16 protein-coding genes and 3 pseudogenes are annotated in these 19,777 nt (G+C 38.3%); 13 read left to right on the forward strand and 6 right to left on the reverse strand.

Going from position 1 to position 19,777, the window contains the following annotated elements; translation table 11 throughout:
* Positions 1 to 107: 107 nt before the first annotated feature.
* Positions 108 to 827 carry a sulfite exporter TauE/SafE family protein gene (locus SKA34_RS10860; protein ID WP_006645583.1) on the reverse strand — a complete coding sequence of 240 codons (720 nt, stop codon included), beginning with the start codon at positions 825 to 827 and terminating at the stop codon, positions 108 to 110.
* Positions 828 to 1,028: 201 nt separating this feature from the next.
* Between SKA34_RS10860 and bla the strand changes: the two genes are divergently transcribed.
* Both bla and SKA34_RS10870 read left to right on the forward strand, forming a co-directional pair.
* Positions 1,029 to 1,916, forward strand: a complete 888-nt coding sequence (bla, locus tag SKA34_RS10865) for a class A beta-lactamase (RefSeq protein WP_006645584.1) — start codon at positions 1,029 to 1,031, stop codon at positions 1,914 to 1,916.
* Positions 1,917 to 2,072: 156 nt separating this feature from the next.
* Positions 2,073 to 2,615, forward strand: coding sequence for a prepilin-type N-terminal cleavage/methylation domain-containing protein (locus tag SKA34_RS10870; protein ID WP_006645585.1), 543 nt, complete (start codon positions 2,073 to 2,075; stop codon positions 2,613 to 2,615).
* Positions 2,616 to 2,653: 38 nt separating this feature from the next.
* Here SKA34_RS10870 and SKA34_RS10875 read toward each other — a convergent pair.
* Both SKA34_RS10875 and SKA34_RS10880 read right to left on the reverse strand, forming a co-directional pair.
* Positions 2,654 to 3,516: pseudogene (locus SKA34_RS10875) on the reverse strand (MurR/RpiR family transcriptional regulator).
* A gap of 28 nt (positions 3,517 to 3,544) precedes the next feature.
* Positions 3,545 to 4,764 (reverse strand): annotated as a pseudogene (locus tag SKA34_RS10880) (amino acid deaminase).
* Positions 4,765 to 5,068: 304 nt separating this feature from the next.
* Here SKA34_RS10880 and SKA34_RS10885 point away from each other — a divergent pair.
* The 9 genes and pseudogenes from SKA34_RS10885 to SKA34_RS10925 form a co-directional block, all read left to right on the forward strand.
* A pseudogene (locus SKA34_RS10885) lies at positions 5,069 to 5,488 on the forward strand (amidohydrolase family protein); the annotation flags it as partial.
* A gap of 44 nt (positions 5,489 to 5,532) precedes the next feature.
* A complete protein-coding gene (locus SKA34_RS10890) occupies positions 5,533 to 5,925 on the forward strand; it encodes a RidA family protein (RefSeq protein ID WP_006645591.1) in 393 nt (130 codons plus the stop codon).
* 100 nt (positions 5,926 to 6,025) lie between these two features.
* Entirely contained in the window at positions 6,026 to 6,985 is a 960-nt protein-coding gene (locus tag SKA34_RS10895; protein WP_006645592.1) for a sugar kinase, read from the forward strand.
* A gap of 150 nt (positions 6,986 to 7,135) precedes the next feature.
* On the forward strand, positions 7,136 to 9,592 hold the full coding sequence (locus tag SKA34_RS10900) for a family 20 glycosylhydrolase (protein ID WP_006645593.1): 2,457 nt from the start codon (positions 7,136 to 7,138) through the stop codon (positions 9,590 to 9,592).
* 73 nt (positions 9,593 to 9,665) lie between these two features.
* Complete coding sequence (locus SKA34_RS10905) at positions 9,666 to 10,712, forward strand: lactonase family protein (RefSeq protein ID WP_006645594.1); 1,047 nt, start codon at positions 9,666 to 9,668, stop codon at positions 10,710 to 10,712.
* Positions 10,713 to 10,812: 100 nt separating this feature from the next.
* Complete coding sequence (locus SKA34_RS10910; protein ID WP_006645595.1) at positions 10,813 to 11,406, forward strand: alpha-ketoglutarate-dependent dioxygenase AlkB; 594 nt, start codon at positions 10,813 to 10,815, stop codon at positions 11,404 to 11,406.
* A 138-nt stretch (positions 11,407 to 11,544) separates the two neighbouring features.
* Positions 11,545 to 11,790, forward strand: a complete 246-nt coding sequence (locus SKA34_RS23630; protein ID WP_006645596.1) for a hypothetical protein — start codon at positions 11,545 to 11,547, stop codon at positions 11,788 to 11,790.
* Positions 11,791 to 12,427: 637 nt separating this feature from the next.
* A complete protein-coding gene (locus tag SKA34_RS10920; RefSeq protein ID WP_006645597.1) occupies positions 12,428 to 14,302 on the forward strand; it encodes a 2-oxoacid:acceptor oxidoreductase subunit alpha in 1,875 nt (624 codons plus the stop codon).
* A complete protein-coding gene (locus SKA34_RS10925) occupies positions 14,289 to 15,257 on the forward strand; it encodes a 2-oxoacid:ferredoxin oxidoreductase subunit beta (protein WP_006645598.1) in 969 nt (322 codons plus the stop codon). The genes SKA34_RS10920 and SKA34_RS10925 overlap by 14 nt, the downstream gene beginning before the upstream one ends.
* Positions 15,258 to 15,348: 91 nt before the next feature.
* On the opposite strand, the gene SKA34_RS10930 is transcribed toward SKA34_RS10925, so the two are convergent.
* Positions 15,349 to 16,638, reverse strand: a complete 1,290-nt coding sequence (locus SKA34_RS10930; protein WP_006645599.1) for a hemolysin family protein — start codon at positions 16,636 to 16,638, stop codon at positions 15,349 to 15,351.
* A gap of 398 nt (positions 16,639 to 17,036) precedes the next feature.
* On the opposite strand from SKA34_RS10930, the gene SKA34_RS10935 reads away from it, so the two are divergent.
* Positions 17,037 to 17,396 (forward strand): hypothetical protein, encoded by a 360-nt coding sequence (locus SKA34_RS10935; protein WP_006645600.1) that lies wholly within the window; start codon positions 17,037 to 17,039, stop codon positions 17,394 to 17,396.
* 372 nt (positions 17,397 to 17,768) lie between these two features.
* Here SKA34_RS10935 and SKA34_RS10940 read toward each other — a convergent pair whose 3' ends face one another.
* Entirely contained in the window at positions 17,769 to 18,164 is a 396-nt protein-coding gene (locus SKA34_RS10940; protein ID WP_006645601.1) for a nitrous oxide-stimulated promoter family protein, read from the reverse strand.
* Positions 18,165 to 18,405: 241 nt separating this feature from the next.
* Between SKA34_RS10940 and SKA34_RS10945 the strand changes: the two genes are divergently transcribed.
* Positions 18,406 to 18,699, forward strand: a complete 294-nt coding sequence (locus SKA34_RS10945) for a hypothetical protein (RefSeq protein ID WP_005367981.1) — start codon at positions 18,406 to 18,408, stop codon at positions 18,697 to 18,699.
* A 185-nt stretch (positions 18,700 to 18,884) separates the two neighbouring features.
* Here SKA34_RS10945 and SKA34_RS10950 read toward each other — a convergent pair whose 3' ends face one another.
* Positions 18,885 to 19,760 (reverse strand): NAD(P)-dependent oxidoreductase, encoded by an 876-nt coding sequence (locus SKA34_RS10950; RefSeq protein WP_006645602.1) that lies wholly within the window; start codon positions 19,758 to 19,760, stop codon positions 18,885 to 18,887.
* Between the last annotated feature and the right edge of the window lie 17 nt (positions 19,761 to 19,777).

Consider the following 19,777-nt stretch of genomic DNA (forward strand, 5'->3'; position numbering starts at 1 on the left):
CAACATATGTTTATCAAGTTGTATCGGTAATGGTCAATCATTTTGTTTAGTTTTCTTGATGCTGTAGGCACTAATCTTAGTGATATGTGATTTTGAATACACATTTACTAGTGGATACTTTCATAAATAGCAATAATGCCGCAGATTAAACATAAAATTAGAGCAGCGTATCGAATTTTTTCTTTCGGTAGCGACTGGGTAGTTTTGAGTGCTAACCAATATCCAAGCCATGCACTTGGAATTAATGGAAGAGTGATCCAAAGTTTATCCAAGGAAAGAAAACCAACTGGAATTTGCGCTGCTAAAGAAACAATAGAACTAAAGACAAAGAAAGCAGATAGGTTACCACGTAATTGATTGGCTTCTTGATGTTGTAACAATATAGCCATTGGTGGTCCACCAATAGCGGAGCTTGTACCGAATAAACCAGAGAAGAAGCCAGCAATAACCATTCTACGAGGTGTAGGTTCAATCCTATAAGGCAAGACACTCACAACTACTGCAAGTAATACCAGCAAACCAATCCACAATGTTAGGACATGAGCCGAAACGTAAACGAGTAAAGCAGCACCTGCAATAGAGCCAGGTACTCGCCCTAAAATTGCCATTTTTAAAGCACCAAGTTCAATACTACTACGATGTTTTAAGGCGTTAAGTAACGAGATAAATAATGCAATAAGGCAAATAGGGGCAGGAACATATTGTGGAGCATAAACAATTAAAATAGGAGCAGAAACAATCGCTAGACCAAAGCCGATAGCTGTTTGGACGTAAGATCCGACAAAGATAGCTGTAATCGCAAGTAAGGTAGTAGGTTCAATAGTCATTATATTTATGTAGTAGTTTAAATATGGATGGTTACATAGATTATGTAAATACTAAATCAAACTAATACTAATAATGTATAAAGTAAAATAGTAAATGAAAATATAGGTGATTATCCAATTTTAATTAACTTTATATTGAAAACGTTACTTTTAATAGATTTTTTTACTGATAAAATGCGAAAGCTATTATCAGAGGTGCACATGCGTTATTTATCAAAAAAAGTATCAAAACACATTATTGGTTCAGTATTAACTGCCTTTCTGTTGGGCTTTTCTAGCGTAAGCCTAGCGGAAAACATCACGGTTAATTCAGCGATTGAACATGCTGAAAAGCAATTAGGTGCAAGAATTGGTGTCTCAGTATTAGATGGTAAAGGAAAGCAGTTGTATGGCTATCATAGTGATCAACGTTTTCCATTAATGAGTACCTTTAAAACACTTGCTTGTGCAAAGTTGCTACATGATAACCAAATTAATAATGGCATGATGGATAAACCCTATCAGATCACCGCCGATGCAATTTTAGATTATGCGCCAGTATTTAAAGATAAAGTCGGGACTGAAGTGTCATTAAAAGAGGCATGTTTTGCCACCATGACGACCAGTGATAATTCAGCTGCAAATTTAGTACTAAGTCACATTGGTGGCCCAGTAGGCGTAACGACATTCTTAATTAATAGTGGTGACAGCGTAACAAGATTAGATCGTATTGAACCATTACTCAATGAGGCAACACCAGGCGATAAACGTGATACTACTACGCCTTATGCGATGAATAAAACCATTACCAATCTAGTATTAGGTAATGCTTTAAACAAGTCTTCAAAACAACAATTGAAAGACTGGATGGAAGCAAATAAAGTCTCGAATGGTTTATTGCGATCAGTTCTACCTAAAGGGTGGGAGATTGCAGATCGCTCAGGTGCTGGTGGTCATGGCTCTCGTGGTATTACTGCGGTGGTATGGAATGAACAAAAACAACCTTTAGTGATCAGTATTTACCTAACAGGCACTAAAGCGAGTATTCCAGAGCGTGATAAAGAAATAGCTCAGATTGGTCAGGCCATTTTGCAGCAGTTTGGTGCTTAAAAGCAAGAATACGAAAGCACAATGTAATTTATGTTGTGCTTTTTTATCTATTGATACTGGTAACGTTTTTCCAACACTTTGTTTGCTATTTATTGCTCAGTCAATAGGATATAAAAATACGCCATAATAAACTGATGCACATAAAGGATAACGATAGTGAAAATTAGAGGTTTTAGTCTTATTGAACTAATTATCATCATCGTTATTGTTGGAATTATTGCTGTTTTCGTCGCCCCTAAGTTTTTAAATATCAGTAGAGATGCTCGTATTACTTTATTAAAAGGTGTGAAGTCTTCACTGATAACGGCAAGTGATTTTGTTCATACTCGCGCCATTGTTCTTGGTGTTGAGCATGATCCCAATAAATCAGTGATAGATGCAGGTGATGTTGATATCGAAATTGTTATGGGTTATCCAACCGGACATTGGACATATAGTATGCGCTATTTACTGACTTTGAATGATGTATCGTATACCAGTGGCAGAGATACCCAATGCCAGACCGAGTGGTGTGGTTTGGGTAATCAACGTACAGTACCTAGTGGTCAAATTTCCTCATTACCAGCAGGCAATACCACACCTAAAGTCGGTAAAATATTTCCTCGTGGCTTTAGTTATAACGATCAGTGTGGCGTTTACTTTGTAAATTATTACGATGGGGAACCACCTGTTGTCGGTATTGAAGATAAAGATTGTTAACCCAGTATTTGCTTTAAACAGTCTCATGGATATTTTCATTAATCTCCAAGCGGCTGTCGCTCTAAGCCACCTCGATGGGCATCAAGGGCTATTTTTAACCGTCGCAGTTTATCTCTTGAACGTCGTTTGTTTTTAACCGCAATGGCCATTGAAATGACATCAACCAGTGCCAGCATGGCATAGCGTGATGCTGATGGTTTATAAATAAAGTCTGTTTCTTGATGTTTGATTGGTAAAACTAAACTGGCCAGTCCCGCGAGTGGGGTATTATTCGGGGTAATAGCAATAATTTGTAAGCCATACTCTTTGGCTAACTGCGCGCTTTCTACTAACATTGGCGTGTAACCCGTTGATGAAATCATTACCAAAACATCATTGTTATCGGCTGTTGCAGCTATCATTCGTGATAAAGCCCATCGTTATAAGCCACAACAGGGTAGCCTAATCTAAATAAACGGTGCTGCATTTCGAGCGCGGCAACCGTTGAACCGCCGCCCATTCCAATAGCGATGATCTGCCGAGCGTTATGTAACCAGTCTGCAGCGGTATCGATATCTTTTTCGATAATTAAACTGCGGTTAACATCTAATGACTGCTTGATTGATTCATAAATACCTTGATAACCACTTTGATCTGGTGGATCTAGAATAAATCGGTGACCGACAGATAAACTTTGTACGAGTTTAATTTTCATGTCACGCACGTTCTTACATCCAATCGCTTTAGCAAAACGAGTAATAGAAGCTTCACTAACGTCAGCGCCTTGTGCTAATTCACTAATACTGGCATTGGCTGCGCTTTGAATGTCATCCATGATCCATTGTGCGACTTTCTTTTCTGCATCACGAAGGGCATTATAACGCTCTGTGATTTGAGAAATAATATCGACATCTACACTCATATTGTGTTCCTTTTGTTAATTAGAGCGTTTAAAACCACGTTTTTACCCAGTGAGTAACGCGATCGTTATCATCAGATACTGCGACAGAACGCCATTTATCAAAGGTTAGACAAGGGTGATAAGTTGAAAAGACAAGGACATCACCTACTTGTAGGTCGCAATCACTTGAAACAGAGAGAAAAGCATGTTGATCCATCACTGCCGTTGTTTTTATCTGATCAAAAGCAACAGGTTTACCATTACGATAAGCTCTTTCAAGAATAGGTAATCCTGCATCAAAAGCAGCATCACGTTTGCCAAAGCCGACAATCACTTTATTGGGCTCTGGTCGAGAAACTACATACGCCCAAAGCTCTAGTGCTGATGCTAAATCACCACCTAAATCACATGCTATTCCTTGATTTTGCGCATCAAGATAAATCCCCGTGTCATGGATAGCATAACAACCGGGACGAATAATAGCTTCTAACTCTTGCTGCTTATTAAAACATTCAGCAACAATGTCATACCAAGCAGAGCCAGCCCCTGTAACCAATGGTATTTCTTGAATGAGCTGTTCTTGTTGTAATTGGATGGTGATTGCAATAGCACGATTGAGAAAGTCTCTAACTTTTTGCTCTGCGTTATCGCCATGAATAACCCTTCGTAGACTTCAATACCTTTCAAGTTTAAGTGGGAGCTTTGGTGAATATGTTGAGCTAACGTCATCATTTCTTGCTCTGTACGACAACCACAGCGACCACCATCAACACCCATTTCGATGAGTATATTCAGTTTTTGCTTATGGCTGGCAAAGAAGTCTTCCAAGGCTTCAATATTGCGTTTTGAGTCGACACAACAATAAAAATTCACATCATAATGTTTGATTAATTGTGAGATGATCATCATGTTTGTAAGACCGACTAATTGATTCGCCATAATGATATTTTTTGCGCCACTAAGTACTGCTACTTGGGCTTGAGCAGGACTTGCAATCGTGATTCCCCAGGCGCCATGTTCAAGTTGTTGGTGGAAGAAGGCTGGTGTTATGGTCGTTTTACCATGTGGTGCCAATTTCACGTTATGTTGATTAGCAAATCGTTGCATCCACTGGAGGTTATTATCCAGTAAAGAAGCTTTGATCAGCAGGTAACGCATTTCTTCATTAATAAAGCTGTAATACTGATTTGACTCAGTCGAAATCGGTTGCGATTTATCACCAAAATTTGGTGTTGTAAAACAGTCGTAATGATAGTTTGTATCATATATGAAGCTTTTTTATCTATGTTGTACTTTTTCTAACATTAGTTAAATGACTAATAATTAAAGTTTAAATTTGTGGTGCGTGAGTTATGTGTTAGAAACTATCAAACTTTCATTGCCTTTTTGTGTGTTTTATCACTGATTAAAATTCGCATTTCTTTACTATGACTGCATCTTGAAAACTTAGAGCGTGTTTGGAATGCTGTGCGATACCATTATTAAAAAAGCAGTCATTGTTGATGGTACTGGCGCGGCATCGTTTATTGCCGATGTCGCCATTTGCCAGGGTCGTATTCAAGCGATTGGTCAATTAGATGGTTATGATGCTAAGCACGTTAATAAATTGACCATGGTGGGGTCTGATGGATTACCGAATGATCCTAGTCCGCATCCTCGTTTATGGGGAGCGTTCCCACGAGTATTAGGTCAATACTGCCGTGAAGAGCAGCTATTTTCATTGGAAGAAGCCGTCCATAAAATGACGGGAATGTCGGCGAATCGATATAAATTAAAAGATCGCGGTGAAATAAAAATAGGAGCGTTTGCCGATTTAGTTTTATTTGATCCTGATACCATAAAAGACACCGCCACATTCCAAAATCCAATATCTATTGCTAAGGGTATAGAAAACGTATTTGTAAATGGACAATTAACATATTCAAATGGCAACGTCAGTGGCAAAAGAAAAGGTGTATTTTTATTTAGAAATAACACCCATCAAAATAATTAAAAAAATATATTTTAAATAATAACTAATTACCGGTGGAGAGTAGTATGTCAATCAAACGTTATGGTGTAGAAGGTGGGGTAGGCACAGGAGGTCAACATTTGCCATTTGCTCGCGCAACCGAGGCTGGAGGGTTCCTTTATGTCTCTGGTCAAACACCGATGATTGATGGTGAGGTAGTCGAGGGTGGAATCGTTGACCAGTCGCGTTTAGCGATACAAAATTGTATAGATATCATGGAAGAAGCAGGCTATACCCTTGCCGATGTAATGCATGTAAAAGTTGTGCTTACTGATGCTCGCTATTTCCAATCTTTCAATAAGGTGTTTCGTGAATTCTTTGGCGAACATCCACCAGCACGTATTTGCATGGTGTGCGATTTGGTCGTTGATGTAAAAGTCGAAGTAGACGTGACTTGTTACCGAGAAGATCGCCGTTAACTAAGGATTTAATGTTTATTTGGAGTGCCTAAATGCCATCTCTTCGATTATTTAGGCACTCTTTTTTTATTTATATATTTACATATCGAGCTTTCAATTGATGTTTAACTCCGCTGAAACCAAGATCGCATTTTTTGGTGAATGTATGATTGAACTAAGCGGCGATCCTATTCGCAAAAGCTTTGGTGGCGATACATTAAATACTGCGCTTTATCTTTCACGATTAACTCGCCAACACGCAGTACATGTTTCTTATGCGACAGGATTAGGTGTCGACACATTATCTCAAGAACTGCTGGAATCATGGCATCAAGAAGGTATCCACACTAATTTGGTTGAAACCTTTGCTAAGCAATTACCCGGTTTATACATGGTACAAACGGATAAAGTTGGTGAGCGTAGCTTTCTCTATTGGCGAGATAACTCGCCAGCAAAAAACTATTTTTCAACCTCATCGCTGAATAAATTAGAAATTGCATTACGAGATAAGCAATACGATTACTTTTACCTGAGTGGTATTAGTCTTGCCATTTTAGACCAAGCAAGCCGCCTGCGACTTAAACACCTGCTTGAAGCTTTCTCGCTAGCAGGTGGAAAGATCATCTTCGATAATAACTATCGTCCTAAATTATGGTCGAACCAAGAAGCGAAATATTGGTATAGCCAAATCTTACCGCTTGTTGATATCGCGTTAATCACACAAGACGATGATGTATTGGTGTGGGGGGATGATGAAAGCGTTGCTGCTCGTTGTCTACGTATGGGCTGCAATGAAATAGTGATCAAACGAGGTTGTGAACCTTGCCAGCTTATTTGGCGGCAAGATCAGTATGTTTACCACACTTATGTTGCGGCAGAGCAAGTTAGTAATGTGATTGATACCTGTGCAGCAGGTGATTCTTTTGCTGCGGGTTATTTAGCTGGGCGAGTTACAGGGCAAAGTTATCAAGATTCAGCAACGTTAGGGCATACTTTAGCGGCGATTGTGATCCAACATTCAGGTGCGATTATCCCCGAAAATGCAATGAAAAATTTAACCTTACCCTCAAAAAGTGAGTAACGTTATTCTTTTGAATACGAGAAGTGATTGAGTCAGTGGCTGAATTTTCAGACGCTGGTTGATATTGGTGAAAACAGTAATTCGGATTGGTTGCATTAAAATGCAATACGGTTTCAGTTGTTCAATAAAATAAATAGTAGGTTCTGACGCATGTATAAAGGGACATTAGCATTACTTATTTCTAGTATATTCACTCTTCCAACGGCAGCGATAGCAATGACGCCAAATAGCGATTTAAATTTAATGCCTTATCCACAGGATGTGGCGATTAAACAAGGCAAAGTCACTTTGGATAAATCTTTTTCGATTTATATCAAAGGTTATAATTCGCCCCGTGTTCAATTCAATGCTAAAAGAACCATGGAGCGACTTTATCGTCAGACAGGATTGCCCATGTTGAATTGGCAAGCACAATCTGAACAAGACGCGACATTAGTGATTAATATTCATAATCGCCCCAAATCTGATGTTCAGAATATTGATAGTGACGAGTCTTACACGCTTGATATTGGTAACGGTAAAATAATAATTAATGCAGAGCGCCCTTATGGTGCATTTCATGGCCTAGAAACCCTGCTTCAAATGGTTTCTACTGACGCTACTGGTTATTTCGTTCCCGCTGTTTCTATTCAAGACAAGCCACGTTTTCCTTGGCGTGGGGTATCTTATGATACTTCAAGACATTTCATTGAGCTTGATGTGATCCTTCGTCAATTAGATGCAATGGCATCAGCCAAACTCAATGTTTTTCACTGGCATCTATGGGACGATCAGGGCATACGGATCCAACTTGATAAATACCAAAAACTTTGGCGTGACACTACTGATGGTGATTTTTATACCAAGGATCAGATTCGTAAGGTTGTTGATTATGCGCGTAATTTAGGTATTCGTGTTATTCCTGAGATCTCATTACCGGGTCATGCATCTGCGGTGGCTCATGCTTATCCTGAATTAATGTCTGGTATAGGAAAACAACAATATCTTCAGCAACGTGGATGGGGGGTATTTGAACCCTTAATGGATCCAACTAATCCAGAACTTTATGAAATGCTGGCGAGTGTGTTTGATGAAGTTGTCTCACTATTTCCTGATGAGTATTTCCATATTGGTGGGGATGAGCCTAATTATCAGCAGTGGCGTGATAACCCGAAAATTCAGCAATTTATTAAAGATAATCATATTGATGGTGAACGCGGTTTACAGTCTTATCTTAATACTAAAGTAGAGCAGATGTTGGCTAAGCGCGGTAAGAAAATGACTGGATGGGATGAAATCTGGCATAAAGACTTACCCAAATCGATAGTGATCCAAAGCTGGCAAGGTCATGACAGTATTGGTCGTGCCGCAAAAAAAGGGTATCAAGGTATTCTTTCTACAGGTTATTACCTTGATCAGCCACAACCGACAAGCTATCACTATCGAAACGACCCTATGCCCAAAGGGATCACTGTGGATGACAAACTCCACCAAGGCGAGGTATTCGAAACTTATGAATGGGTGAAGCCTAGAGGTAAAGGCGGTCCTCGTAAAGGTAACTTAACTATTATTACCGCTGTTGACGGTAGTTATCGTGCGTTTACAGACTACAACGGTAAATCTCGTGAAGAGGTACACATTCTTGAGTATGTGCCAGGCGTGAAATTCCGAGGGCATTTCGATAATTTCATGTCATATACCGAATTTAATTACGATTTTGCCAATGACAAACTTGCAGACAGCAGTTATCAGTTAATCGGTAATGTGCGCTGGCCGGCAACAGGGCAACTTGTTGCAAGTAGTGATATTAAAGGAAGTCTTATCCCAGAACCTAATGGGGGCTATCCTGCAAAATTAACTGAAAAAGAACAAGCATTGATTTTAGGCGGTGAAATCACAATATGGGGCGAAAACCTCGATTCTATGACGATTGAACAGCGTTTATGGCCGCGAAGTTACGCCGTTGCAGAGCGTTTGTGGTCAAGCCAAACGTTAACCGATGAGCGCAGCATGTATCAGCGGATGAAAGCAATAGATACGTGGTCAGAGGTATCTGTTGGGTTACGCCATCATGCAGATGCAAACATAATGCTAAAACGTCTTGCTAACGGTGCTGATTCAAGCCCGTTACAAACCTTAGCCAAGTACGTTGAGCCAGCCCAGTATTATGCACGTCATTGGGAAAAGTGGAATTCGACACCAACGAAAGGCGATTTATATAACCAGTATGAACGTTTAAATCGCTTTGCTGATGCATTGCCTGTTGAAAGTTTGGCTGTGTATGAGATGAACGATCTGGTTTCACGTATTAATAAGGGAGATATGTCAGCCCTTGCTGCGCTAAATATGCATTACTTAACAGTTAAGTTATCCGCGCAGCAAGCAAAACTGATCTTTGCTAACAATATTGCTTCTGTAAATACTATTCCTATGACTGATGCTGTTATAGCGGTTGCAGATCTCGGTATGAACCTGATTGATAAAATAAAACAAGGAAGTCAGTTATCAGAGCAAGAGATTACTGCTTTTCATCAAATTATTGATAAAAATGCCGTCATATTTGACGAAACCATCGTTGCTATCGTCTCGCCAACTAAGCAGTTACTTCACACTTTAGAAAATCATTAAACGAAGTCGTTGCCGTCTGTTTATTCAGGCGGCATTTTAATGATTGATAACGTATTTATTTATGAAGGTTTCAATGACAAAACAATCCCCCTTACATTTTTATGTAGGCACTTATACCGATGCACCGAGTGATAGTCATGGTGTTGTAGGCATTTCCCTTGATCCTCAATCTGGCGCATTAACGTTAAACAATGAGATAGTGCCTGATACGTTGCAACATCAGCATAATCCATCATATCTTGCTTCGAATCAAAGCGGGTTATATACCTTTAATGAAATTGATCGACACAGTGGTGCAGAGCTTCATTTTTCTGATAATCAAATATGTTGTTCTTTAGCTATAGCTGGAGATTATCCTTGTCATATTGATGTAAAAGATAAGCTTTTGGCGGTGGCGATTTATGGTTCAGGCAATGTCAGTGTTTATGTTTTAAATGGAGAAGGTCAACCGACGGAGTGTATCGCAGACTTATTTGTTGATGGCTGTGGACCAAATGTTGATCGTCAAGAAGCTCCTCATGCACATCAAGTTACATTTCTTAAACATACCAATCAGTTAGCCGTTGTTGATTTAGGCAGTGATTGTATTTATTTCTACGATTATGACGTAAACACGTTAACGTTTTCCTTAAATCAAACGCTGAACATGCCAGCGGGTTCAGGCCCTCGACATCTTGTTTTTAGTCTCGATGAATCAATCGGCTATGTTGTGTGTGAACTGTCTGAAACGCTTGTGGTGATCACAAAAAAAAATGGTTGCTGGGAGCAAGCATCACAACAAGCATTGCTTGTTGATGAAGAAAATAAACAAGCGGCATCTGCTATTTACTTATCACCAGATGAACGCTTTTTATATGTTTCTTGTCGTGCGCAAAACAAGATTAGTTGCTTTAATGTAGACGGTGAAAATGTCACTCAATTAGTCGCTGTTGATTGCGGCGGCGCATTCCCTCGTGACTTTGTGATTTCCCAAAATGGGGAATGGTTGCTGGTGGCGAATCAACATTCTAACGATATTGGTAGCTATCACCGTAATGTTGAAACGGGCGATATTAAAGCAACAGGTTATAGTTGTAAGGTCGGTGCACCTGTGTGTCTTATCGAGGTGTTTTCACGGTAATTTAGTTGCTATTAACGTCTAAAAAGCCATAGTGTTGACTGTGGCTTTTTTGTACATTAAAAACGTATAGTTTGTTGTTAAATGAACTTAGGAAACCGCGATGGATTTGTTTGCTGATCAAGGTGAGTGGATAAAAATCAACAATGGATTACTTTATTGGCATCCACAGTTTTTGAATTTACAGCAGTCTGAACAGTATTTTCAGCAACTGAAAAGCGAATTGAATTGGCAACAAGAACACATAACACTATTTGGTAAGTCAGTGCTTCAGCCTAGGTTACAAACATGGCTCGGTGATGCTGTTTATACTTATTCAGGGCTTACTATGCATCCACAGCCTTGGACATCGGCAATATTAGATTTAAAAACACAGTGTGAACAGCAAGCGCAAACAAGGTTTAACTCTGTGCTTGGTAATTTATATCGTGATGGTGAAGATTACATGGGGTGGCATCAAGACAATGAGCGTGAATTAGGTCATCAACCTGTTATTGCTTCTTTAAGTTTTGGTGCAACACGACAGTTTGTGTTTAAGCATAAAATAACCAAAGAGAAAATAGCCTTCCAATTAACACCGGGATCTTTGTTAATAATGGCGGGAGAGACCCAGCAGCATTGGCAACATGCACTACCTAAAACTAAACGTGTAAATGAGCCACGTATAAACCTGACTTTTCGTTATATTAACCAGTAATTGTTGGTACGGTCACGTTCGATTGTAATGACTATTATCAAAACGTCCTAATTTGATAACTCACTCTAATTAATCAATTATTACAATCACTATCTCCACCTTCATAGGATAGGCTTATTGACAATAAGGGAGGGGGATATGTATTTTTTCAATTTGAAAGCCTTGTTAATTGATTTAAAACACAATAATGTCACTGAGCGGGAATCTGCGCTGTATGTTTTGATTCCGACTATTTTGATGATGCTGTATTCGTATTACTTACCAGAAACAGATTCGTTAGAATCACTCGCTGATAACGTCATTATTATAATTAACTTTATTATTTTATTTATCGCAAATGGCGGAAATAACGGAAAGAACTTTTTTTCAAATACTTTTCGTTAAGCTGGGTTGTAGGGTGGCGAGTTGTAATCTTTTATTTAATTCCATTTACGTTTGTATTTTTTGGTCTTATGTATTTTGTTTTTCCTGATTCTTTGAAACATGATACCTACGGCTTATTATTATATGGTATTGCTTTTGAAGTGTTTTATCTGATTTTTATGATCAAGGCATTTAGATCAACATTACAAAAAGTAGTCATAGCTTATGACTAGTAGAAAAGAGTAATTATTTTTATTTATGTTACATACCTAAATAACGTAAATATCAGCTCTATTAATGTATTAAGTTCTGCATTTAAAAACAGGGTAAAATACTGCCTTTAATTTAAACAAAAATAACACTTTCAAATTATCTTATAAAATAGTTTATATATTAATATTTTCTTAATATATCTGGTTTTTATTATTATTAATTAAATCAGTTACTTATGCTTATATTTTGTAATTCATTAGTTTTTTTATTTATATTATCTTTACATGACTCAGTTCTCGCTTTGATTGTATGATGAACAGTGAGGTGACTAGAATAATGGTTACCCTATATCAGAAATCCTAGGCTAAATAATTTAGAAATGGCTTAAATATATTCCCCCTTATTATAAAAGAGCCAGATAAATTTAACTGAGGTCAATAATATAATGAACTTTAATAGTCCTTCATCAAAGCAGTCATTAGATTCAGAAGTGATTCGCTTTGCAGGTGACTCTGGCGATGGCATACAATTTACTGGAAATAGATTCTCAAGTAGTGTCAGTTTGTTTGGTAATTCGCTTGTAACGCTACCTGATTATCCCGCTGAGATTCGAGCGCCGGCGGGCACCGTTTCTGGCGTTTCGTCTTTTCAATTGCAATTCGCTGATCATGATGTTTATACCCCTGGCGATCAGTGTGGTGTTTTAATTGCTATGAATGCCGCAGCACTTAAGAAAAATATTGCTGATTTAAAGGTTGGTGGTCTGCTTATTGTCGATAAAGCAGGGTTTAGAGATTCGCTAATTAAACTTGCAGGCTATGATGCTAATCCACTGGCAGATGGGTCATTAAAGGCTTACCGTATAATTGCTGAAGACTTTACACAACTGACTCTTCATTCTCTTGAGGGTTTAGGACTTCCTGGAAAAGTTGCTCGTCGATGTAAAAACTGCTTTATGTTAGGTATTGCGTTATGGATATTTAGTCAAACGCTAGAAGAAGCTGAAAGCTGGATTAAAGATCAATTTTCTGAACAACCACAGATAATAAATGCTAATATTTCAGCATTAAGAAGTGGTTATAACTATGCGGATACGACAGAAATATTTGGCGAGAGTTGGCAGGTAGGAAAAGCAAATATTGAACCTGGACGATACCGTTCAGTGTCAGGGAATGAATCATTGTCATTGGGCTTAATAACGGCATCCTATGCTGCTGATAAACCCTTATTTTTAGGTTCTTATCCGATTACTCCAGCTTCTGATATTTTGCACCAGTTATCGAAATATCATCAATATGGTGTTACCACTTTTCAGGCTGAAGATGAAATTGCAGCTGCAGGGGCAGCATTAGGTGCATCTTATACTGGAGCTTTAGGTGTTACCACGACATCAGGTCCGGGACTATGCCTAAAATCTGAAATGATCAATTTGGCCGTTATGGCAGAGCTACCTCTGGTTGTTGTTGATGTTCAAAGGGGAGGACCATCAACGGGACTTCCGACCAAGACAGAGCAATCCGATCTCCTCTTCGCACTGTATGGGCGTAATGGTGATTCGCCTCTTCCTGTAATAGCAGCATCTTCACCGGGTGATTGTTATGGGATGGCCATTGAGGTTTGTCGATTAGCAACTACTTTTATGACTCCAGTCGTTCTCCTTACCGACGGCTATATTGCTAACGGTACTGAGCCATGGAAAGTACCATCAGAGGAAGAGATTCCTTGTTGGGATAAACCAGAAATGAGTGTCGCAGGGTCTTATTATCCATATTTACGCGATCATGACACTTTGGCTCGAGAATGGGTTGTACCGGGTACTGAAGGTAAGCAACACAGAATTGGTGGGTTAGAAAAGAAAAGTATTACGGGGGAAGTGTGTTACGAGCCAAATAACCACCAGAAAATGAGTAATGAAAGAGCATTAAAAATTAGCAATATTTCCCGCTTTATTCCAAACCAACCTTTATTGGGTTCTGAATTAGACGAGTTATTGGTTATTTCTTGGGGAGGGACACTAGGATCAGTCAAAACAGCGGTGAATGAGCTTCGAGAACATGGCTACTCTATTGCACACACTCACTTACAATACATTAATCCGCTACCTAGTAATTTCTCTGAATTATTGAACAATTTTAGCCATATTTTAGTTGTCGAGTTAAATAACGGACAACTAAAACAATACGTTCAATCACAAGTTCCAATACCTATTGAAGGTTTCGCTAAAACTGATGGAACACCCTTCAAAGTTGAGGAGTTAACCACAGCAATTAAAAAGACGTTAAAAGAGATCGAAACTGGAGTTAAGCGTGTTGAATCGTAAAGATTATATTTCAGATCAAGAAGTAAAGTGGTGCCAAGGCTGTGGCGATTTTAATGTATTAAAAACCATGCAGTCAGTCTTAGCTAAAATGGGAAAAACGAAACACAATACGGTATTTGTTTCTGGTATTGGATGCTCTTCTCGATTTCCATATTATATGGATACATATGGCTTCCATACTATTCACGGAAGGGCACCAACAATAGCAACTGGCATTAAAAGCGTTAATCCTGAACTCGATGTATGGGTTGTTACCGGTGACGGTGATGCATTGAGTATTGGAGGTAACCACTTTATTCATGCAATACGCCGTAATCAAGACATAAAGATTTTATTGTTTAATAACGAAATATATGGATTAACAAAAGGACAATATTCACCAACCAGTTCACAAGGTTGTGTGAGTAAATCGACGCCAGAAGGAAGTATTGATTATCCACTGCGTCCTTTAACGATAGCTGCGGCAGCTAATGCCAGTTTTATTGCGAGAACTTCTGATAATGATCCCAAGCACATGGCTGCAATTTTTGAAGCAGCAGCCAACCATAAAGGATGTGCTGTTATCGAAATTCTCCAAAATTGCGTTATTTTCAATGATAAAGTGCACGAACCATATAATGGCCCAAAACAGCGTAAAGAAAACTTATTATATTTAGAAGACAAACAGCCAATGTTGTATGGAACAGACATGGCACTTAAGTTATCAGGTCTAACACCCGAAATTACGCATAGTTCAGACAAATCTGTATTGGTTCATGAAGTTAATACAAGTAACACATCACTTGCTTATATGTTGGCGAACTTAAGCTATCCTCAATACCCTGTACCTGTTGGTGTTTTTCATCAAAAGCAGCGTGAAACTTATGATCAGTTGCTTGATAAGCAGCAATCAAAGGTCAAGCTTAAAAAATCACAATTAATGAGACTACTTATACAAAACAGTTATGTTTTATAGCTCTTATTAAAAAAGCCGCATTTGATGCGGCTTTTTACGAAAATAGTATTAACTTTACTTAGTAATGTATTCGTTCTTATAGCGGTAAGGGTTATTCGTAGCGTTGGGCTAATATCCTATCTATACGGTTATTTTCTAATGTTAGAATGCGGAATTGCCAACCTTGCCAGCGAATACAGTCATCCAATTTAGGTAAATCATCTAATAGCCACACTAACATTCCGCTCAGTGTGTGATAGCCACCGTCTTCTTCGTCTGGCAATTTATTAATATCTAATAAATCTTTAAATACAGTGATTGGCATCATGCCATCTAAATTCCAACTGCCGTCTGGGTTTTGCTTTGACCAAACATCTTTTGGGTTATCAGGGGTAAATTTACCGGCTAATGCCTCTAAAATATCTTGAGAAGTCACGATACCTTGAATATCACCATATTCATCAACCACGAAGGCAAAATCTATACCTGATCCTTGGAACATTTCTAGTAGCGATGTACCTGTCCAGTTTTCTGGAATGAAAACGGGAGGGGTTAAGTAATCTAAAATTGATAGTGGATTTTCAGCCGTATTATCATTGATAAATTGTAATAACTGCTTGGCATTTAATGTGCCCTTTAAATCGCTGAAGCCGTTATTTCCAACAGGAAGGCAAGCATGCGTGCTTGAGAGTAATTTTTGTAAATAGCTCTCAGGCGAATAATTTAAATCAAGATACGCAATTTCATTTCGTGGCGTCATCATTGAAGATACTTTTCGGTCATCGAAATTAAATACATTACGCATCATGTTATGTTCATGCTGGTGAATCACACCAGATTGAGTGCCTTCCGCGATTACTGCACGGATATCATCTTCTGTTAGTGCTGAACTGTCGTCTTTTCCTTTGCCCAGTAAACTCAACAGTAAATCGGTAGAATTTGCTAATAGCCATACAAATGGACGAGAAATAAAAGCGATAACTGCAATTGGGCGAGCGAAAAATATCGCAATAGAAACAGCGTTTACTTGACCTAATCGTTTAGGGACTAATTCACCAATAACAATCGATACATACGTTAAAACAATGACCGCAATTGCTGAAGCAGTAAAGCCAACAGATTTTGAAGGAAAGCCTAACTCAATTAACCAATGTGAAATAGGGCCAGCTAAGGCAGCTTCGCCAATAACACCGTTCATAATACCAATAACAGTGATACCGATTTGCATTGTTGATAGAAACTGAGTCGGTGATTCACCTAGCTCTATTGCTTTTTGAGCAGAGATATTCCCTTCACCTGCTAATCGTTGTAACCGGTTTTTCTTTGCTGTGACCAGTGCTATCTCAGACATAGCAAATAATCCATTAATAATGATCAAACAGACCAAAATAATGATACTCATTTATTTCTCCTAGAAACCTGGGGGACACCATAGGGTGGGAATAAAAATAGGTGCGCCTATAACGTGAACAAAGGAAAGTTTATTCACACATTGTAGGTGATTATATCTATAGTATGCCTATAAGGTTAATTGAAAATTAACCTTTATTTCTTACCAATAAGCAATAAATTACGCATTCGTTTAGCCAATAGACAGAAGTGAAAAAAATCGGTGTCATTTGTTCAAATAAAGAAAACAAATCATGGCAGACTTGTTCTCTACTCTTAGTTGATAGTTATTAGATCTGTCTCGGCAATGCTAATTCATTGAACTTGTTATGTTTGATATAGTCTACGTAAAACTTTCTTTGTTATAGTAAACAAATATCATTGTTAAGTGGAATACATGAGGATATCAGTGTGAAGAAAATCCAACTTGGCCTTGTTGCAGTTACAACGGCATTATTACTAACAGGCTGTGGGGAAGCAAAAATCACCGGTACGCCAATTAAGAATGTAGATTCTATCGCGGTGACATCCGCAGAAGATATTGATGTATTTTGTCCTACCGGTATTTGTACTTTTGAATTAACGGCGTCTAAACCTGTTACCGCAACTGTAACGATGCATTACGATTACACCAAGCTATATACCAAGATTGAAGGTGTTGACGTGATTGGGGAAGGGGCAAAAAATGCTAAAGTTGTCGATGAAGATCAATTTACTGTCGATATTAGCAGTGCAGATAAGCCTGTGAAAATTCAAGTGATTGATTATTAACGAAATTAAATAAAGCTCACGCGTTATCAAAAAGCAGCGATCATCAGTCGCTGTTTTTTATCGATAGAAATACACCAAATATTTAAAACCCATGTACCTCTACTAATAAATGTCAGCCATTTGTTACTACAATTCACATGTTGTCTGTTTTATTTATAAAAAGTCATGAAACGAAATATTTATGCACATACGGGCTGTTTTCAATAGTTTCCTTTTTATATCGGTATTTTTTGTCATTACAGTAATGTGTGTTTTTTGCACAGTGGTAAATGGGGTGATTATAAAGTAAACAAGCTATCTGGCTGTTTTAAAAGTGAATGAAATATAAAATTAAAAACATCTCGTATGCATCATTTAATTTTTACTTATTGTTTATTCACTCTTTCTTACTTTTCTGTTTGAAGACATCACTTGATTTAGTGCTTTAACTTTTCTTTTATCATTAATTAAGTGTGTAATGGCCATTATTGGATGTTTATACATCATTATAGGGCCTGAATAATGCATAATTGTTTGTGATTTGACCTTTTCTTGAACTTTGTAGCAATGAATAGGGCACTGTCGACATGTTGGCTTTTCAATACCATAAGGACAACGATCTAGCCTTTGTTTTAGGTGGTTTTTGAAAGATTCACAGTTTTCACATAAATTAACTTTTTTATATTTATCGTAATGGTAATGTGAGCAGTAAATTTCAATCATTGCTGAAATAGTTAAAAATTCACGATTTAATTTACCTAGCAGCTTAAAGTTAGTATTTATAGACATCGATTTGTATTTCTTAATTAATTCTATCTAGGACTTCAATTCTACAAATATGCATATAAAATGAAATTTAAGTTTTTAGAAGGGGAATATGAAATTAAATCGAGTTTTTAATGATGAATAGCATCATCTTTGTTACCAAATTGAAAAAAAGTATCAGTTTTTTAAAGAAACATAAGGCGATGGGTTGATTTAAATAGGCTAGAGCAGTAGTATCCACGCCTCGATTTTTATGGTGGTGTATATGAGCAGATTTGAGTGCCTTGAAAGAATTGTCGACGAATATCGTAAAAAAGTTCGTGACGCTGAGTTTAACCGTCAGAACGATAGCGAAGTTGCTAAAGTTCTTGTTTTACTAGTCGGTAACTCTATGTTCAGTCTGGCTGATGAATTTGCTGATTGGGTTAATCGTGGTGGCGATCGTAGCTACGGTGGTAAGTTTTTCGTTTCTAAGCAACTAATGACGTTGTTAGAGCCTGTAACTTTCCGTGGTGTAACAGTACGTCGTGATTCGATTAAACTATTCAGAATTTCGTAAGCTGAATGGATTCAATCGGTATTCCATGACTCCAATGTAGAATTGGAAAACGGATTTTTGATCTTGATGCTTATCGAGATCGGTAGAAAGGGATGCGAGTGTATCCCTTTCGCTTTTCTAGCGTTATGTAATATCGGTTTTAACAAAGTCACTATTTGGTATCAATGACTGTTGTTTAGATAAAATTAAACCGTTTTATTGAAAGCTTTAATTAAAACAGATGTATCCATTCTGCCTAGTCCTTCGTTTTGTAATAACCCATAACGCTTATCCACTGCGTCCGTTAGTGGTAATTCAAGATCATGTTTTTTTGCTTCATCTAAACAAAAGCCCAGATCTTTACGCATCCAATCAATAGCAAAGCCAAAATCAAATTTATCTTCAGCCATCGTTGTAGCGCGATTCTCCATCTGCCAAGAGCCCGCCGCACCATGTTTTAGAACGCTAACAACTTGTTCGATATCAAGGTTTGATTTTTGTGCTAGCGTTAATGCCTCACTCAATCCTTGCAGTACACCTGCAATACAAATTTGATTCACCATTTTACAGCGTTGACCTTGTCCATAACCGCCAACCAATACCGCTTGTTTCGCGTAGCTGTTTAAAATAGGTAATACGCTATCAAAAACAGCTTGTTCGCCACCGCACATGATAGTCAGTGCACCATTTTCAGCACCTGCTTGGCCACCAGAAACTGGCGCATCAATAAAGTTAATACCTTGAGCTAAGCATGTTTTCGCTAACTCTTCTGCAAGTTCCGCAGAGGTTGTCGTATGATCAACAAGCGTAGAGCCTGCTTTCATGCCTGCTAAAATGCCGTCAGCGCCAAATACAACGCTTCGAACGTCATTATCGTTACCAACACAAAGCGCAACCACATCTCGGTTCTGAGCGGCTTCACGCGGCGTTTCACTGTATTGTCCAGAAAACTCCAATGCCCATTGCTGTGCTTTAGAGGTAGTGCGGTTATACACCGTAGTGTCGAAACCTGCTTTAAACAGGTGACGTGCCATTGGGAAGCCCATTACACCCAAACCAATAAAAGCGATACTTGTTGTCATAGGTTTTTCCTTACCAA

Origin of the sequence: Photobacterium sp. SKA34, assembly GCF_000153325.1 — a bacterium.
Classification (GTDB): domain Bacteria; phylum Pseudomonadota; class Gammaproteobacteria; order Enterobacterales; family Vibrionaceae; genus Photobacterium.

What these genes read in the sequence shown, in the direction of transcription:
- bla (WP_006645584.1), top strand. Translation starts at nt 1,029, where the DNA reads ATGCGTTATTTATCAAAAAAAGTATCAAAACACATTATTGGTTCAGTA.
- SKA34_RS10920 (WP_006645597.1), top strand. Translation starts at nt 12,428, where the DNA reads ATGAACTTTAATAGTCCTTCATCAAAGCAGTCATTAGATTCAGAAGTG.
- SKA34_RS10895 (WP_006645592.1), top strand. Translation starts at nt 6,026, where the DNA reads ATGTTTAACTCCGCTGAAACCAAGATCGCATTTTTTGGTGAATGTATG.
- SKA34_RS10940 (WP_006645601.1), bottom strand. Translation starts at nt 18,164, where the DNA reads ATGTCTATAAATACTAACTTTAAGCTGCTAGGTAAATTAAATCGTGAA.
- SKA34_RS10945 (WP_005367981.1), top strand. Translation starts at nt 18,406, where the DNA reads ATGAGCAGATTTGAGTGCCTTGAAAGAATTGTCGACGAATATCGTAAA.
- SKA34_RS10930 (WP_006645599.1), bottom strand. Translation starts at nt 16,638, where the DNA reads ATGAGTATCATTATTTTGGTCTGTTTGATCATTATTAATGGATTATTT.
- SKA34_RS10950 (WP_006645602.1), bottom strand. Translation starts at nt 19,760, where the DNA reads ATGACAACAAGTATCGCTTTTATTGGTTTGGGTGTAATGGGCTTCCCA.
- SKA34_RS10860 (WP_006645583.1), bottom strand. Translation starts at nt 827, where the DNA reads ATGACTATTGAACCTACTACCTTACTTGCGATTACAGCTATCTTTGTC.
- SKA34_RS23630 (WP_006645596.1), top strand. Translation starts at nt 11,545, where the DNA reads ATGTATTTTTTCAATTTGAAAGCCTTGTTAATTGATTTAAAACACAAT.
- SKA34_RS10900 (WP_006645593.1), top strand. Translation starts at nt 7,136, where the DNA reads ATGTATAAAGGGACATTAGCATTACTTATTTCTAGTATATTCACTCTT.
- SKA34_RS10890 (WP_006645591.1), top strand. Translation starts at nt 5,533, where the DNA reads ATGTCAATCAAACGTTATGGTGTAGAAGGTGGGGTAGGCACAGGAGGT.
- SKA34_RS10910 (WP_006645595.1), top strand. Translation starts at nt 10,813, where the DNA reads ATGGATTTGTTTGCTGATCAAGGTGAGTGGATAAAAATCAACAATGGA.
- SKA34_RS10905 (WP_006645594.1), top strand. Translation starts at nt 9,666, where the DNA reads ATGACAAAACAATCCCCCTTACATTTTTATGTAGGCACTTATACCGAT.